The 13,611-nt window shown below is 72.7% G+C and carries 13 protein-coding genes; 6 read left to right on the top strand and 7 right to left on the bottom strand.

The window, feature by feature from the left end:
- Positions 1 to 20: 20 nt before the first annotated feature.
- The 3 genes from ACQB60_RS21315 to ACQB60_RS21305 form a co-directional block, all read right to left on the bottom strand.
- Entirely contained in the window at positions 21 to 746 is a 726-nt protein-coding gene (locus tag ACQB60_RS21315) for a DUF2470 domain-containing protein (protein ID WP_496927643.1), read from the bottom strand.
- 200 nt (positions 747 to 946) lie between these two features.
- Positions 947 to 1,579 carry an MBL fold metallo-hydrolase gene (locus ACQB60_RS21310; protein ID WP_496927642.1) on the bottom strand — a complete coding sequence of 211 codons (633 nt, stop codon included), beginning with the start codon at positions 1,577 to 1,579 and terminating at the stop codon, positions 947 to 949.
- Positions 1,579 to 2,664 carry an S-(hydroxymethyl)mycothiol dehydrogenase gene (locus ACQB60_RS21305; protein ID WP_496927641.1) on the bottom strand — a complete coding sequence of 362 codons (1,086 nt, stop codon included), beginning with the start codon at positions 2,662 to 2,664 and terminating at the stop codon, positions 1,579 to 1,581. The genes ACQB60_RS21310 and ACQB60_RS21305 overlap by 1 nt, the downstream gene beginning before the upstream one ends.
- Positions 2,665 to 2,838: 174 nt before the next feature.
- On the opposite strand from ACQB60_RS21305, the gene ACQB60_RS21300 reads away from it, so the two are divergent.
- Positions 2,839 to 3,627 (top strand): ABC transporter permease, encoded by a 789-nt coding sequence (locus tag ACQB60_RS21300; protein ID WP_496927640.1) that lies wholly within the window; start codon positions 2,839 to 2,841, stop codon positions 3,625 to 3,627.
- Between the two features lie 650 nt (positions 3,628 to 4,277).
- On the opposite strand, the gene ACQB60_RS21295 is transcribed toward ACQB60_RS21300, so the two are convergent.
- Positions 4,278 to 4,880 (bottom strand): hypothetical protein, encoded by a 603-nt coding sequence (locus ACQB60_RS21295; protein WP_496927639.1) that lies wholly within the window; start codon positions 4,878 to 4,880, stop codon positions 4,278 to 4,280.
- Between the two features lie 191 nt (positions 4,881 to 5,071).
- On the opposite strand from ACQB60_RS21295, the gene ACQB60_RS21290 reads away from it, so the two are divergent.
- Positions 5,072 to 5,560, top strand: a complete 489-nt coding sequence (locus ACQB60_RS21290) for a glutathione peroxidase (protein ID WP_496927638.1) — start codon at positions 5,072 to 5,074, stop codon at positions 5,558 to 5,560.
- 31 nt (positions 5,561 to 5,591) lie between these two features.
- Here the strand turns inward: ACQB60_RS21290 and ACQB60_RS21285 are convergent, their stop codons facing one another.
- The 3 genes from ACQB60_RS21285 to ACQB60_RS21275 form a co-directional block, all read right to left on the bottom strand.
- Positions 5,592 to 7,979, bottom strand: a complete 2,388-nt coding sequence (locus tag ACQB60_RS21285; protein ID WP_496927637.1) for an ATP-binding cassette domain-containing protein — start codon at positions 7,977 to 7,979, stop codon at positions 5,592 to 5,594.
- A gap of 50 nt (positions 7,980 to 8,029) precedes the next feature.
- The gene (locus ACQB60_RS21280) at positions 8,030 to 8,461 is read right to left on the bottom strand and encodes a VOC family protein (protein ID WP_496927636.1); all 432 of its coding nucleotides are present in this window, start codon (positions 8,459 to 8,461) and stop codon (positions 8,030 to 8,032) included.
- Positions 8,462 to 8,619: 158 nt separating this feature from the next.
- On the bottom strand, positions 8,620 to 9,165 hold the full coding sequence (locus ACQB60_RS21275; protein ID WP_496927635.1) for a nitrobindin family protein: 546 nt from the start codon (positions 9,163 to 9,165) through the stop codon (positions 8,620 to 8,622).
- Between the two features lie 134 nt (positions 9,166 to 9,299).
- Between ACQB60_RS21275 and ACQB60_RS21270 the strand changes: the two genes are divergently transcribed.
- The 4 genes from ACQB60_RS21270 (at position 9,300) to ACQB60_RS21255 (ending at position 13,566) form a co-directional block, all read left to right on the top strand.
- A complete protein-coding gene (locus ACQB60_RS21270) occupies positions 9,300 to 9,707 on the top strand; it encodes a peptidase inhibitor family I36 protein (protein WP_496927634.1) in 408 nt (135 codons plus the stop codon).
- A gap of 156 nt (positions 9,708 to 9,863) precedes the next feature.
- Entirely contained in the window at positions 9,864 to 10,928 is a 1,065-nt protein-coding gene (locus tag ACQB60_RS21265; protein ID WP_496927633.1) for an AF_0692 family protein, read from the top strand.
- A 356-nt stretch (positions 10,929 to 11,284) separates the two neighbouring features.
- Positions 11,285 to 12,544, top strand: a complete 1,260-nt coding sequence (locus tag ACQB60_RS21260; RefSeq protein WP_496927632.1) for a D-alanyl-D-alanine carboxypeptidase family protein — start codon at positions 11,285 to 11,287, stop codon at positions 12,542 to 12,544.
- Positions 12,541 to 13,566, top strand: coding sequence for a Gfo/Idh/MocA family protein (locus tag ACQB60_RS21255; protein ID WP_496927631.1), 1,026 nt, complete (start codon positions 12,541 to 12,543; stop codon positions 13,564 to 13,566). Before ACQB60_RS21260 ends, ACQB60_RS21255 begins: the two co-directional genes overlap by 4 nt.
- Positions 13,567 to 13,611: the final 45 nt, after the last annotated feature.

Genomic DNA, 13,611 nt, shown 5'->3' with positions numbered 1-13,611 from the left:
TGCCTGGCGCCCGGGGCGGCTCAGGCGTCGGGTGGGGTGGCCCGCAGGACGGGGCGGCGCCGGGAGGAGGCCGCGCCGAGCAGGACGTGCATGCGGTCGGTGACCTCGGCGACGTCCTCGACGGGGACGTGGAAGGGCAGGCGCACATCCGCCTGGCTCCGCGCGCGTTCGAGGCGGAGCGTGAGCCCGAAGCGGTCGACGGCGAGGGGGCGGACGCGGACGACGCCCTGGAGGCTCTCGGGGGTGATGAGCCGGGTGAGCTGCTCGACCGCGTCGGCGTGGGCGTCGGCGAGGTGGGTGAGCAGCCGCGACTCGGCCTCGGCGAGCGGGTCGGGGGTGGCGAGGGCGAGCTGCACGAGGTCGATGCCCTCGCGCCCCGACGCGGTCTCGTGGAGCACGGCGCGCACCGGCTTGAGGAGGAAGCAGTCGCCGTCCGGGACGAGTTCGCCGGAGAGCCACAGGCGCGCCCGGACCCGCTCGCGCACCGGCACGGGCGCGACGTCGGCGAACTCCAGGAGAGTGGACGGCTCGCCGCGCGGTGCGCACAGGACGGCGGCAGCGAGCGCGCTGTCCTGCGGGGCGTGCAGGCGCAGCGTGCCCTCGGCGGTGACGCTGTGCGCGCCGACGAGTTCGTCCTTTCCGTACTCCGTGGTGACCGAGCAGGACCAGGCGGTGGCGAGCACGGAGCGGGCGCGCTCGGCTGCCGTGGGTTCGGTCGTCGTCGTGCTGGTGGGGCGGACAGCCATCCTCAACCTCCATTAGGTAAGCCTTGCCTAACTTAACGGAGATCGCCGGTCGCCGCCAGCACGCCTCCCGGCCACGTCGCCGGCGCGCCTCTCGGCCGGCGCGCCGCCGCGCGCACGACGAAGGCCCCGCGCGAAATGTCGCGCGGGGCCTTGCCGATGACGCCCGTGAGGTCGTGCGTGAAGCGACGTGCGTACGGGGGTCAGTGCCCCCGCGCGATCCACTCCTCCAGGTGCGGCGCCTCGGCGCCGACCGTCGTGCTGTCACCGTGGCCGGTGCGCACCTCCGTATCGGGCGGCAGGGTCAGGAGCCGGTCCCGGATGGAGTCGATGATGGTCGGGAAGTCGCTGAACGTCCGCCCGGTGGCGCCGGGCCCGCCCGCGAAGAGCGTGTCTCCGGTGAAGACGGTGCCGAGCTCCGGCGCGTACAGGCTGACCGCGCCCCGGCAGTGCCCCGGGGTGTGCAGGACCGTCAACTCGACCCCGGCGACGGTCAGTTGCTGCCCGTCGGCGAGCTCCCCGTCCGGCGCCCGGTCGGGGTGGGTGCGCCGCCACAGCTCCAGGTCGTCGGGGTGCAGGAGCACGGGCGCACCGGTGCGGGCGGCGAGGGCGGGGGCGGCGTCGATGTGGTCGTCGTGGGCGTGGGTGCAGACGATCGCGACGAGGCGCCGGTCGCCGACCGCCTCGGCGATGGCGTCCGCGTCGTGCGCGGCGTCGATGACGACGGCCTCGCTGTCGTCGCCCACGATCCAGACGTTGTTGTCGACGTCCCAGGTGCCGCCGTCGAGCGAGAACGTGCCCTTGGTGACGAGGTGTTCGATGCGCGCGGCCGCCATCAGAAGACCACCACCGAGCGCAGCACGTCGCCGTGGTGCATCCGCTCGAACGCCTTCTCCACGTCGCCGAGCGGGATCGTCTCGGTGACGAACGCGTCCAGGTCGAGCCGCCCCTGGAGGTAGAGGTCGATGAGCATCGGGAAGTCCCGCGAGGGCAGGCAGTCCCCGTACCAGGAGGACTTCAGGGCCCCGCCGCGGCCGAAGACGTCGAGGAGCGGCAGGTCGAGCCGCATCTCGGGGGTCGGCACGCCGACCAGGACGACGGTGCCCGCCAAGTCCCGCGCGTAGAAGGCTTGTTCATACGTCTCGGGGCGGCCGACCGCCTCGATGACGACGTCGGCGCCGAAGCCGCCGGTCAGCTCGCGCACGGCCTCGACGGCGTCGCTCTCGCGGGAGTTGACGACGTGGGTGGCACCGAGGCCGCGCGCCGTCTCCAGCTTCTTCCCGTCGATGTCCACGGCGATGACCTTCGCGGCCCCGGCGAGGCGCGCGCCGACGACGGCCGCGTTGCCGACGCCGCCGCAGCCGATGACGGCGACCGTGTCGCCGCGGCCCACCTCGCCGGTGTTGATGGCGGCGCCGAGGCCCGCCATGACGCCGCAGCCGAGCAGCCCGGCGGCGGCCGGGGAGGCGGCCGGGTCGACCTTCGTGCACTGCCCCGCCGCGACGAGGGTCTTCTCCGCGAAGGCACCGATGCCGAGGGCGGGCGAGAGTTCCGTCCCGTCGGCGAGCGTCATCTTCTGCTTCGCGTTGTGGGTGTTGAAGCAGTACTGGGGGCGGCCGCGCAGACAGGCGCGGCACTGGCCGCACACCGCACGCCAGTTGAGGATCACGAAGTCCCCGGGAGCGACCTCGCTCACCCCCTCCCCCACCGACTCCACGACCCCCGCCGCCTCATGCCCGAGCAGGAACGGGAAGTCGTCGTTGATCCCGCCCTCCCGGTAGTGCAGGTCGGTGTGACAGACCCCGCACGCCTGGACCCGCACCACGGCCTCGCCCGGCCCGGGATCCGGCACGGTGATCGTCTCGATCCGCACCGGCTCGCCCTTGGCCCGCGCGATCACGCCCTGAACTTGCTGCGCCACGACGACCAGCCCCTCTTTCTCTGCGTCTTCCTGGTTCCGCTTGTCGGTTCCGCTTCCTGGTTCCGCGCTTTCACCTGCGGTTCCGCGCTCTCATCCTCACAGATCGCACACGCCCCGTCGCCACCGCCGCCGGAACTCCCCGACGACCCGGCGCGCACTCTCTAGGGTGGCCCTGTGCGTGATCAAGCCGCCCAGGCCCTCCTCCCGGTCAACGGCACTCTCGCGGCCGCCCTCCTCGTCCTCCTGTTCATCGCCGCGACGACGGCCGCGCTGTTCCGCCTCTCCCCCGACGGCTCACGCCACCGGGCCCGCGAGATCGCCACGGCAGGCGTACGGGCGGCGGCCCAGCTGGCGGCCGTGTCCCTCCTGATCGGCTGGGTGGTCCACCACACGTCGGCCCTGTTCGGCTTCCTCCTCCTCATGCTCGCGGTCGCCGCGCGCACGGCGGGCCGCCGCATCACCCCGAACGGAACGTGGTGGTGGGCGGCGGTACCGATCACTGCCCCGGTCGTCCCGGTGATCGCGTCCCTGACCCTCGCCGGCCTGCTCCCTGTTCGCGGCATCGCACTCATCCCCGTAACGGGCATCCTCATCGGCGGCGCCCTGACCGCGACGGTGCTCGGCGGGCGCCGTGCCCTCGACGAACTCCACTCCCGCTGGGGCGAGTTCGAGGCGGGGCTCGCCCTCGGCCTCACCGACCACGACGCGCGCGTGGAGGTGGTCCGCCCGGCCGCGTCGGACGCCCTCCTGCCCGGCCTCGACCAGACCCGCACCGTAGGTCTGGTCACCCTCCCCGGCGCCTTCGTCGGCATGCTCCTGGGCGGCGCGTCGCCCGTACTCGCCGGGGCGGTGCAGCTCTTCGTACTGATCGCGCTGATGGCGGTGCAGGCGCTGGCCGTCGCGATCACCGTCGAACTGATCGCCACGGGCCGCCTCCACCGCACGCAACCCCCACTCCCGTAGGACGCACGACCACACCACGTCCGCCCAACGCGTGTGCACACCAAGGGAATTGACGCACCCAGTTTGGTGCCGCGTCTGTATACCCTCGCGCACCCCGCCCGGCCTAGTCTTCACTGTGAAACCCGGCCGCACAGCGGCGGCCGGTCACCCCGGTCCCCGGACCCCGGACGCGCCCTTCACCCTGTCTCCCACACAGAGGTACCGCCGTCACGGGACACCTTCTTCCGACGCCCGTCCAGGGGACCGAAGTCTGCCACCACGTTCCCGCGCGCCCGCCCGGCGCCACCCCTGGCCCGGCCCCCCTTCGGCCAGTTCCAAGCCGGGACGCACTCCCGCACGCCCCGGCGCCGAGGGGACAACGCGCGACAACACCGCGAGGGAGCCACGTGCTGTCGCGCAACGGCCGCCACCGGCACCGGCTCACACCGCCGGTGGCGGCCGTCCGGCCCGTGCGAGGATCGCCCGATGTTGCGAAGCATCGAGATCACAGCGGAGCTGGCCGACTCTGGTGGACCCCGTTCCACGACACACAACGCGACCGCCCCGCCCAAGCCCTGCCCACACTGCGACTCACACCTGGCCACGAGCACCGAAGCCCCGGCGATACGGCTGCTCAACTGACGCCCCCGCCTAAGAGGCCCTAAGAGGCCCTAAGAAGCGAGGTCGTCATCCGGCTCCGCGAAGTCGCCGATGAAGGCCGAGCCGTCGCGCGGCGAAGAAGCCGCGTCGTCGGACCCGCCCGAGACCCCCAAGTCACGGCGCATCGCCTCGCGCATCGCCCCTATCAGGGCCCAGAGCCCGTGCTGCGCCTCGGCAGCCGACCGCAGGGTCTCACCCGGACGCGGATTCCCCTGTTCCAGACGTTTCACCTGTCCATGGACACGGGTCAGGGTGCCGTTCAGCTCGCGAGCCGGAGCGACCACGGCATCGGGGGCGATCATGAGGGCCTCGGACCAGCGGTCACGGTAGGCGCTCTTCGTGTCTTCTAGAACACGGACGTCCTCCTCGTCGGCGCTCCGATCCCGCAGGACGTACAGATGACGGCTCAGGGCTGTGGCGAACTGCCGTGCGTCACGGTGCAGTTCGGAGTAGCAGCGCCGCCGCAGCTCACGGTTCTCCCTGGCCTCCTGAAGCCTCTGGGCCATCTCCAGCTCGCGTCTCTTGGCCCGGTCGGCGCCCCGCTGCGTGAGAAGCGCGCCCCCGAGCGTGCCCGCCACACCCGTCACAGCAAGCACCACCGCCCCGACATCCATGGCGTCATCGTCTCGTACTTCGTCGTGCGGCAATCGCCTGTTCCGGCACAGCCACCTGGACGACGGTGATCGTCGCTTCGCGAATAGAGCAGCAGCCGGGGGTACCTCATCGCTGGCGCGCCCGCGGGGCGCCTTGGGTCCGTCGCGGAGCGTCGTGCGTCGCGAGACAGCTGAAGCGTAGGCTCCGGACCATGTCTGTTTACGACGCAGTAGAGATCGAGAGCCTTCAGGGCGGCCCCGCGAACCTCGCTCAGTACGAGGGCAAGGCCGTCCTCATCGTCAACGTCGCCTCCAAGTGCGGGCTCACCCCGCAGTACGAGGGGCTGGAGCGGTTGCACGAGCAGTACGCCTCGCGCGGCTTCACCGTCCTCGGCGTGCCCTGTAACCAGTTCATGGGGCAGGAGCCCGGATCCGCCGACGAGATCGCCGAGTTCTGTTCCGCCACGTACGGGGTGACCTTCCCCATGACGGAGAAGGTCGACGTCAACGGGGACTCCCGGCATCCCCTCTACGCCCGCCTCGTCGAGACGGCGGACGCCGAGGGGCACACCGGGGATGTCCGGTGGAACTTCGAGAAGTTCCTCGTGGACGGCCGCGGTGACGTCGTCGCCCGGTTCTCGCCGCAGACCGAGCCCGGCGCCGCCGAACTCGTCGACGCCATCGAGAAGGCGCTGCCGTAGCCGGATCAGGCAGTCCGATCAGGCAGTCGCATCAGGCGCCGACGTAGTCCGCGAGGTGTTCGCCCGTGACCGTGGAGCGGGCCGACGCCAGGTCCGAGGGGGTGCCCTCGTAGACGACGCGGCCGCCGTCATGGCCCGCGCCGGGGCCGAGGTCGATGATCCAGTCGGCGTGGGCCATGACCGCCTGGTGGTGCTCGATGACGATCACCGACTTGCCGGAGTCGACCAAGCGGTCCAGGAGGCCGAGGAGTTGTTCGACGTCGGCGAGGTGGAGGCCCGTTGTGGGCTCGTCCAGGACGTAGATGCCGCCCTTGTCCGCCATGTGCGTGGCCAGCTTCAGGCGCTGGCGTTCGCCGCCGGAGAGCGTGGTGAGGGGCTGGCCCAGGGTGAGGTAGCCGAGGCCGACGTCCGCCAGGCGTTCAAGGATCTTGTGCGCGGCGGGAGTTCGGGCCTCGCCCTCGGCGAAGTACTCCAGCGCCTCCGCCACCGGCATGGCAAGGACCTCGGAGATGTCGCGGCCGCCGAGGTGGTAGTCGAGGACCGAGGCGTCGAAGCGCTTGCCCTCGCAGTCCTCGCAGGTGCTCGCCACCCCGGCCATCATCGCCAGGTCCGTGTAGATGACGCCGGCGCCGTTGCAGGTGGGGCACGCACCCTCGGAGTTGGCGCTGAACAGGGCGGGCTTGACGCCGTTGGCCTTGGCGAACGCCTTGCGGATCGGGTCGAGCAGACCCGTGTACGTCGCCGGGTTGCTGCGCCGCGAGCCGCGGATCGGGCTCTGGTCGACCGAGATGACGCCGAGTTCGTCCGGGACCGAGCCGTGCACCAGGGAGCTCTTGCCGGAGCCCGCGACGCCGGTGATCACGGTGAGCACGCCGAGCGGGATGTCGACGTCGACGTCCTGGAGGTTGTTAGCCGAGGCGCCCCGGATCTCCAGGGCGCCGTCCGGCTCGCGCACCGACTTCTTGAGCGAGGCACGGTCGTCGAGGTGGCGCCCGGTGACCGTGTCGCTGCCCCGGAGGTCGCCGACCGAGCCTTCGAAGCAGACCGTGCCGCCCGCCGTGCCCGCGCCGGGGCCGAGGTCCACGACGTGGTCGGCGATCTCGATGACCTCCGGCTTGTGCTCCACCACGAGCACGGTGTTGCCCTTGTCCCGCAGGCGCAGCAGCAGGTCGTTCATGCGCTGGATGTCGTGCGGGTGCAGCCCGGCCGTCGGCTCGTCGAAGACGTACGTGACGTCGGTGAGCGAAGAGCCGAGGTGGCGGATCATCTTCACGCGCTGCGCCTCGCCGCCGGACAGCGTGCCCGCGGGCCGGTCCAGGGAGAGGTAGCCGAGGCCGATCTCCACGAAGGAGTCCAGGGTCTGCTGGAGGGAAGTCAGCAGCGGGGCGACCGAGGGGTCGTTCAGGGCCCGCACCCAGTCCGCCAGGTCCCTGATCTCCATGGCGCACGCGTCCGCGATCGAGATCTTCTTGATCTTCGAGGAGCGGGCGTGCTCGGCGAGCCGCGTGCCGTCGCAGTCCGGGCAGGAGGTGAAGGTGACCGCGCGCTCCACGAAGGCCCGGATGTGCGACTGCATCGCCTCCTTGTCCTTGGCGAGCATCGACTTCTGGATCCGCGGGACCAGACCCTCGTAGGTCATGTTGATGCCCGCGATCTTCATCCGGGTCGGCTCGCGGTAGAGGAGGTCCTGCAGTTCCTTCTTGGTGAACTTGGCGATCGGCTTGTCCGGGTCGAAGAAGCCGGACTCCGCGTACAGACGGGTGTTCCAGCCGCCGCCGGTGTAGCCGGGGATGGTGAAGGCGCCCTCGTTGATCGACTTGGTGGCGTCGTAGAGCTGGGTCAGGTCCAGGTCGGAGACGGTGCCGCGGCCCTCGCAGGCCGGACACATGCCGCCGACCTTGTTGAAGGTGACCTTCTCCTTCTTGCCGTTGCCGACCGTGATGGCGCCGGCCGCCGACACCGAGGGCACGTTGAAGGCGAACGCCCCGGGCGGGCCGACGTAGGGCTTGCCGAGGCGGCTGAAGAGGATCCGCAGCATCGCGTTGGCGTCGGTGGCGGTGCCGACCGTGGAGCGCGGGTCGGCGCCCATCCGCTGCTGGTCGACGCTGATCGCGGTGGTCAGACCGTCGAGGACGTCGACCTCGGGCCGCGCCCGGTTCGGCATGAAGCCCTGCACGAAGGCGCTGTACGTCTCGTTGATCAGCCGCTGCGACTCGGCCGCGATGGTGTCGAACACCAGCGAGCTCTTGCCCGAGCCGGAGACGCCGGTGAACACGGTGAGGCGCCGCTTGGGGATCTCGACGCTGACGTCCTTGAGGTTGTTCTCGCGCGCGCCGTGCACGCGGATCAGTTCGTGGCTGTCGGCCACGTGCACCTCGGCTCCTGACGCCTGCGGGTCCGCCTTCTTGGCCCTGCTCATCGTGTCTCCATCTCTCGGGCAAAAGCCGTCTTGCTCCGCTTATGGCGTGGTCAGCGTACGTCGGGGGCCGCTGCTGCGACCTCTTCGATGCGCAGCAGGTTGCCCGCGGGATCGCGGAGGGCGCCGCCGCGGACGCCCCACGCCTGCTCGCCGGGCTCCTGGACGATCTCGGCGCCCGCGGCGCGCAGCCGCGCGAAGGTGGCGTCGAGGTCGTCGGTGGCCAGCAGGACGCGGGCGTACGTGCCCTTGGCCATCATCTCGACGACGGTGCGGCGCTCCTCCGGCGTGATGCCGGGCTCGACGGCCGGGGGCTCCAGGACCAGGGAGGTGTCCGGCCGGTCGGCCGGTCCGACGGTGATCCACCGCATGCTGTCGGAGCCGACGTCCTTGCGGACCTCGAAGCCGAGGACGTCGCGGTAGAAGGCCAGGGAGGCGTCCGGGTCGGTGTGCGGGAGGAAGCTCGCGTTCAGGTTGAGGTTCATGTCCGTCACGCTAGGCGCGGCCCGGGGCCGGGGGCTTCTCCGATCCTGATCGATGCGGCTCCTGATCGATGGGGCTGCTGATCGATGCGGTCTTCTGATCGATGCGGTCTTCTGATCGAGGTGGCTGCTGGCTGATGCGTCCGGGGCCCGGTCGGCCGCTAGCGCTGTACGCGGCGCAGCCGGGCCGAGAGGTGGTGCTGCAGCGGCCGGCCGACCGCGGCGAGGTCGTGCACGAAGGCGAGGGTGTCGGCGTCGGGCAGGGTGTAGCGGCGGTGGGTGGCCTCGACCTCCTTGGCCGTGGAGGTGCGGGACACCTCCTCCGTGGTGAGCTCGACCGCGCCGTCGGCGGCCTGCCCGACGGCGATCTCGGCGATGCCGGTGGGCTGGGTGATCAGCGCCTCGACGCGGCCGCCGGGCTGCAGCCGCCACCAGCCGCTCTCCCGCGCCGACGGCCGCAGCGGCGCCCCCTCGGCGTCGAGCAGCCAGGCCCTGGCCTCGTACTTCAGGAAGGGCCTGCCGTCGTGGCTGAAGGTGACCTGCTGGGCGTACGCGAAGTCCCCGTCGAGCGTCGGGTACCCGCCCTCGCCCTGCCCGTGCCAGCTGCCGAGGAAGCCGAGCACGGGGGCGAGCAGCGGGTGCGGCGCGGGCTCCTCGTCCGGGTGAAAGGCGTCGGGGTACGGGGGTGCCGGTGCGGGGTCGAACATGGTGGTGCTCCTGGGGTCGGCGGTCAGCGGCGGTGCCGGTGCGGCTCCGGGGCAGCCTAAGCGGTGGACCGGGGGGTGCGGGCAACTTACCTTTGGTGGCGTCGAGTTGATGAACCTCAGGTCAGGGGGCGTAGATGAGGAAGACCTTGTGTGCTCTGCTCGTGCCGGTGGCGGCCGTCGCGGCGGCGGTCCTGCCGGTCTCCGCGGCGCACGCCGCCGACGGGTACGACCGGTGTCCCGACGGCAGTTACTGCATGTTCTCCGGGCTCGACGGCACCGGCGACATGATCGCTCTGAAGGGCGGCACCCCGGACCTCGGGACGGTCGGCATGAACGACCGCGCGAAGTCGGACTGGAACCGGACGGGCTCCACGATCCACCTGTGGTCGGACACCGGCTACAGCGGCTGCACGGCCGTCACCTCGGCGGGGCCGACCGGCAAGGGGAACTTCTTCCCGGCATACCGCGACTTCTTCAGCTCGGTGCAGTTCGACGGCCCGGGCGGCCCGAGCTGCGGCACCCCGCCGGGCGAGGACGGCTGAACCCGACGGGACAGCTGAATCCGGCGGACGGCTGAGGCGCCGCGAGACGGCTGACGCGCCGCCGGACGGCCCGCGGCCCGCGCGGGCTACTTTCGTCCGCGCGCCCTAGACCTTCGGGCGCATCCCCGCCCCACCCCGCTGCCTAGCGTCGAAGGCATGGCCTCCACGCACCACCCCGCCCGCACCCGGCGCCGTCTCGCCCCGGTCGTCGCCCTGTTCCTGCTGGCGCCGTTCGTCGGCGAGTTCCTGCTCGGGAACCTGACGGCCGCCGAGTTCGGGCTCGGGGTGGTGCTCGCGCCGCTGTACGGGTGCGGGGCGCTGCTGGTGCGGGAGACGGGGCGGCGGTACGGGGGCGGGTGGCCCGCGATGGTGCTGCTCGCCGCCGCGTACGCGCTGATGGAGGAGGGGCCCGTCGACCAGCTCCTGTGGAACGACGACTACGCGGGCCAGGACCTGCTGCACGGGCCCTCGTTCGTACCGGGCCTCGGCACGGGTGTCGAGCTGGTCCAGTCGGTGCTCGCGCTGCACACGGTGTGGAGCATCTGTGTGCCCATCGCGCTGGTGGAGGCGTGGTTCCCGGAGCGCGCCCGCACGCCGTGGCTGGGGCGCAGGGGGTATGCGGTCGCCGCGCTGGTGTACGTGCTCGGCGCGGGCCTCGTGTTCTGGGGGAACTACGCGGAGGAGCACTTCATGGCCTCGCCGGTCCGGTTCGCCACGGCGGGCGCCGTCATCGCGGCGCTGGTGGTGCTCGCCTTCCGGGTCCGGAACCGGCGCCCGGCCCCGGTGGCGGGGGCCGCCCCGGGACCCTGGACCGTGGGCGCGGCGGCGCTGCTCGGCACGGGCGCGTACTGGGGCCCCGCCGTTCTCGTCACCGGCGACGCCTATGAATGGGTGGGCGTGGCCGTGTGGTCGGCGGTCGTCGTCCTAGGTGTCCGGGCCGTGTCGCGCTGGTCGCGGCAGCGCGGCTGGAGCGCACGGCACGTGTTCGCCCTCGCGGCGGGTGCGCTGCTGACCTACGTATGGACGTCGTTCCCGGTACGCCCGGAGAGCGGCGGCTCGCTCACCACGGACCTGGTGAGCAACGCGGCGTGCGCGGCGGTGGCGCTGGCGGTGCTGGTGTGCGCGGGGCGGGCGGTGTCCCGCTTCGAGGGGCCGGCCGCGACGGGGCGTCAGGAGGGGTCGGCGGGCACGGAGGTGACGGGGCGGCAGCAGCTGAGGTGACGGGGGGTGCGGCGTCCGCGCCGGGGCGCGCGGGTGCGGAGCCGTGGGGTGCGCAGCCGTCGGGTGTGTAGAGCGGCTGCGCCGACGAACGCGCAGGCGCTGAACCCACGGGCACCGAGCGACCGCGCAGGCATTGAACCCGCGGGCGCAGAGCGGGCATGCAGGCGCCGAACCCACGGTCATGGAGCGGCCGAATCGACGGGCAGTCAGGTGCTCAACCCTCAGGCGCAGAGCGGCCGCACCGGCCGGCGCGCGGGTGCTGGACCGGTGGGCGTGCGGCCGGTGGGGCGAGGCGCATACAGCCAGGCGGGCCAAGCCGATCTGCGGACCTCCGGCGCCGCTCCTACGGTGGCTGAATGGTCATCAGGAACCTTCAGCGCCGCCCCTTCCTGGCGCGCCGCTCCCTCCTCGCCTCGTCCGTCCGCACCGCGGCCCTCGCGATCGGGGCCCTGGTCCTCCTGCCCACCCCGGCCCCGGCGGTGCAGGGCCCCGCCGAGCCCGCGCCGCCCCACCCGCTGCCCGCGTACTCCTCCACGCTCCTGGACCGACCGGGCACCCAGGCCAGACCCGGCCCCGGCGCCCCCGAACTGCCCGCCGACGTCTCCGCCCTGGCGTGGGTGGTGGCCGACGCCGACAGCGGCGAGGTCCTGGCCGCGCACGACGCGCACCGCCCGCTGCCGCCCGCCTCCACCCTCAAGTCCCTGTTCGCCCTGACCGCCCTGCCCCATCTGAGCCCCGACACCCGCCACCGCGTCACCGAGGCGGAGCTCTCCCGGGTGGGCGAGGGCAGCAGCATGGTCGGGGTCGAGGCGGGGCGCAGCTACCGGGTCGCGGACCTGTGGCGCGGGGTCTTCCTCAGCTCCGGCAACGACGCCGTGCACGTGCTCTCCGGGCTCAACGGCGGCTGGCAGCAAACCGTCCGGCAGATGCAGGCCAAGGCCCGCGCCCTCGGTGCCCGGGACACGCACGTCGTCTCGCCCGACGGCTACGACGCGGACGGGCAGGTCTCCTCCGCGTACGACCTCGCGGTCTTCGGCCGGGCGGGGCTCGCCGACCCGGAGTTCGCCCGCTACTGCTCGACGCCGGTCGCCGACTTCCCGAGCACCGGGGCCTCGTACCCCATCCAGAACACCAACCGTCTCCTCACGGGCGCCGACGGCGTCGCCCCGTATCCCGGTCTCGTCGGCGTCAAGAACGGCTATACGAGCCACGCGGGCAACACCCTCATCAGCGCCGCGACCCGCGGCGGCCGCACCCTCCTCGTGACGGTCCTGAACCCGCAGGCGGGCGGCGGCTACACGGTGTACGAGGAGGCCCGGCAGCTGCTCGACTGGGGCTTCGCGGCGGCCGGGCACGTACGCCCGGTGGGCTCGCTGGTGCCGCGCGCCAAGGCGCACACCGCGCAGGGCCCGGGGCACCCGGCCCGGCAGGCGTCGCTGGTGCCCGCCGCCGGGGACGCGGGCGACTCCGACGTGTGGGCGCTGGTCCTGTCGTCGGTCGGCGGCGCGGTGCTGCTGCTCGCCGGGGGCCTGGTCGTGGCGCGGCGGCGGACGGCTACCGTGGCTGCCCGGCAGAGCGGTGAACAGGACGGTGCGGGAGGAGAGTTCGGGGCGTGAGCGAAGCGGTGGGGGTGGCCGTCCTCGGGGCGGGACACATGGGCGCCGACCATGTGCGGCGGATCGCACGGTCCGTGGGCGGGGCGCGCCTGGTGGCGGTCGCCGACCCGGACGTGGCGCGGGCCGAGGCGGCGCTCGACGGCCTGGACGTGGACAGCGGCGTCCGCCTCTACGGGGATCCGCTGGACGCGATCGCCGCGCCGGGCGTCGACGCGGTCCTCGTGGCGTCGCCGGAGAGCGCGCACGAGGAGGCGCTCCTCACGGCCTGCGAGCGCGGCCTGCCGGTGCTGTGCGAGAAGCCCCTCGCCCCGGACTCGGCGGCGTCGCTGCGCGTGGTCGAGGCGGAGGTGCGGGCCGGGCGGCGGCTGATCCAGGTGGGGTTCATGCGCCGCTTCGACAGCGAGTACCAGCGCCTCAAGTCGCTGCTGGATGCGGGTGAGTTGGGCCGTCCGCTGATGCTGCACTGCCGGCACCGCAACGTCTCCTCGCCGCCCCACTTCACCACCCCCATGCTGATCAGCAGCTCGGTCTCGCACGAGATCGACGCGGCGCGCTGGCTCCTCGGCCAGGAGCTGACCGCCGTCACGGTGGCCATGCCGCACCCCTCGGCGAACGCCCCCGAAGGGCTCGGCGACCCGCAGCTGGTGCTCTTCGAGACGGCCAGGGGCGCACTGGTGGACGTGGAGATCTTCGTCAACTGCGGCTTCGGCTACCAGGTGCGGTGCGAGGCGGTCTGCGAACGCGGCAGCGCCCACATCGGAGCCGAGCACGGACTCGTCACCGAGACCTCGTCGGGTGCCCAACAGGCCATGACCCAGGACTACTTGGTGCGCTTCGCCGACGCGTACGACCGGGAGGTGCGCTCCTGGATCGAGGGGGTGCGCGAGGGGCGGACGACGGGGCCGAGCGCGTGGGACGGCTACATGGCCGCGCTCGTCGCGGAGGCGGGCGTGCGGGCGCAGCGCGAAGGGGTCCGCGTGGCGGTGCCGGAGCCGGCGCCGCGGCCCGCGCTCTACGCCTGAGCGGCTCCGCGGGGGCTTGAGCGGCTCCGCGGGAGCCGGCCGTCA

The sequence above is a fragment of the Streptomyces odontotermitis genome, assembly GCF_050510915.1.
Classification (GTDB): Bacteria; Actinomycetota; Actinomycetes; order Streptomycetales; family Streptomycetaceae; genus Streptomyces.
The sequence above is the reverse complement of the archived record's forward strand: the minus strand, read 5'-3'. Positions and strand labels throughout refer to the sequence as shown.

What these genes read in the sequence shown, in the direction of transcription:
- ACQB60_RS21260 (WP_496927632.1), top strand. Translation starts at nt 11,285, where the DNA reads ATGGTCATCAGGAACCTTCAGCGCCGCCCCTTCCTGGCGCGCCGCTCC.
- ACQB60_RS21270 (WP_496927634.1), top strand. Translation starts at nt 9,300, where the DNA reads ATGAGGAAGACCTTGTGTGCTCTGCTCGTGCCGGTGGCGGCCGTCGCG.
- ACQB60_RS21290 (WP_496927638.1), top strand. Translation starts at nt 5,072, where the DNA reads ATGTCTGTTTACGACGCAGTAGAGATCGAGAGCCTTCAGGGCGGCCCC.
- ACQB60_RS21295 (WP_496927639.1), bottom strand. Translation starts at nt 4,880, where the DNA reads ATGGATGTCGGGGCGGTGGTGCTTGCTGTGACGGGTGTGGCGGGCACG.
- ACQB60_RS21275 (WP_496927635.1), bottom strand. Translation starts at nt 9,165, where the DNA reads ATGTTCGACCCCGCACCGGCACCCCCGTACCCCGACGCCTTTCACCCG.
- ACQB60_RS21280 (WP_496927636.1), bottom strand. Translation starts at nt 8,461, where the DNA reads ATGAACCTCAACCTGAACGCGAGCTTCCTCCCGCACACCGACCCGGAC.
- ACQB60_RS21285 (WP_496927637.1), bottom strand. Translation starts at nt 7,979, where the DNA reads ATGAGCAGGGCCAAGAAGGCGGACCCGCAGGCGTCAGGAGCCGAGGTG.
- ACQB60_RS21310 (WP_496927642.1), bottom strand. Translation starts at nt 1,579, where the DNA reads ATGGCGGCCGCGCGCATCGAACACCTCGTCACCAAGGGCACGTTCTCG.
- ACQB60_RS21265 (WP_496927633.1), top strand. Translation starts at nt 9,864, where the DNA reads ATGGCCTCCACGCACCACCCCGCCCGCACCCGGCGCCGTCTCGCCCCG.
- ACQB60_RS21315 (WP_496927643.1), bottom strand. Translation starts at nt 746, where the DNA reads ATGGCTGTCCGCCCCACCAGCACGACGACGACCGAACCCACGGCAGCC.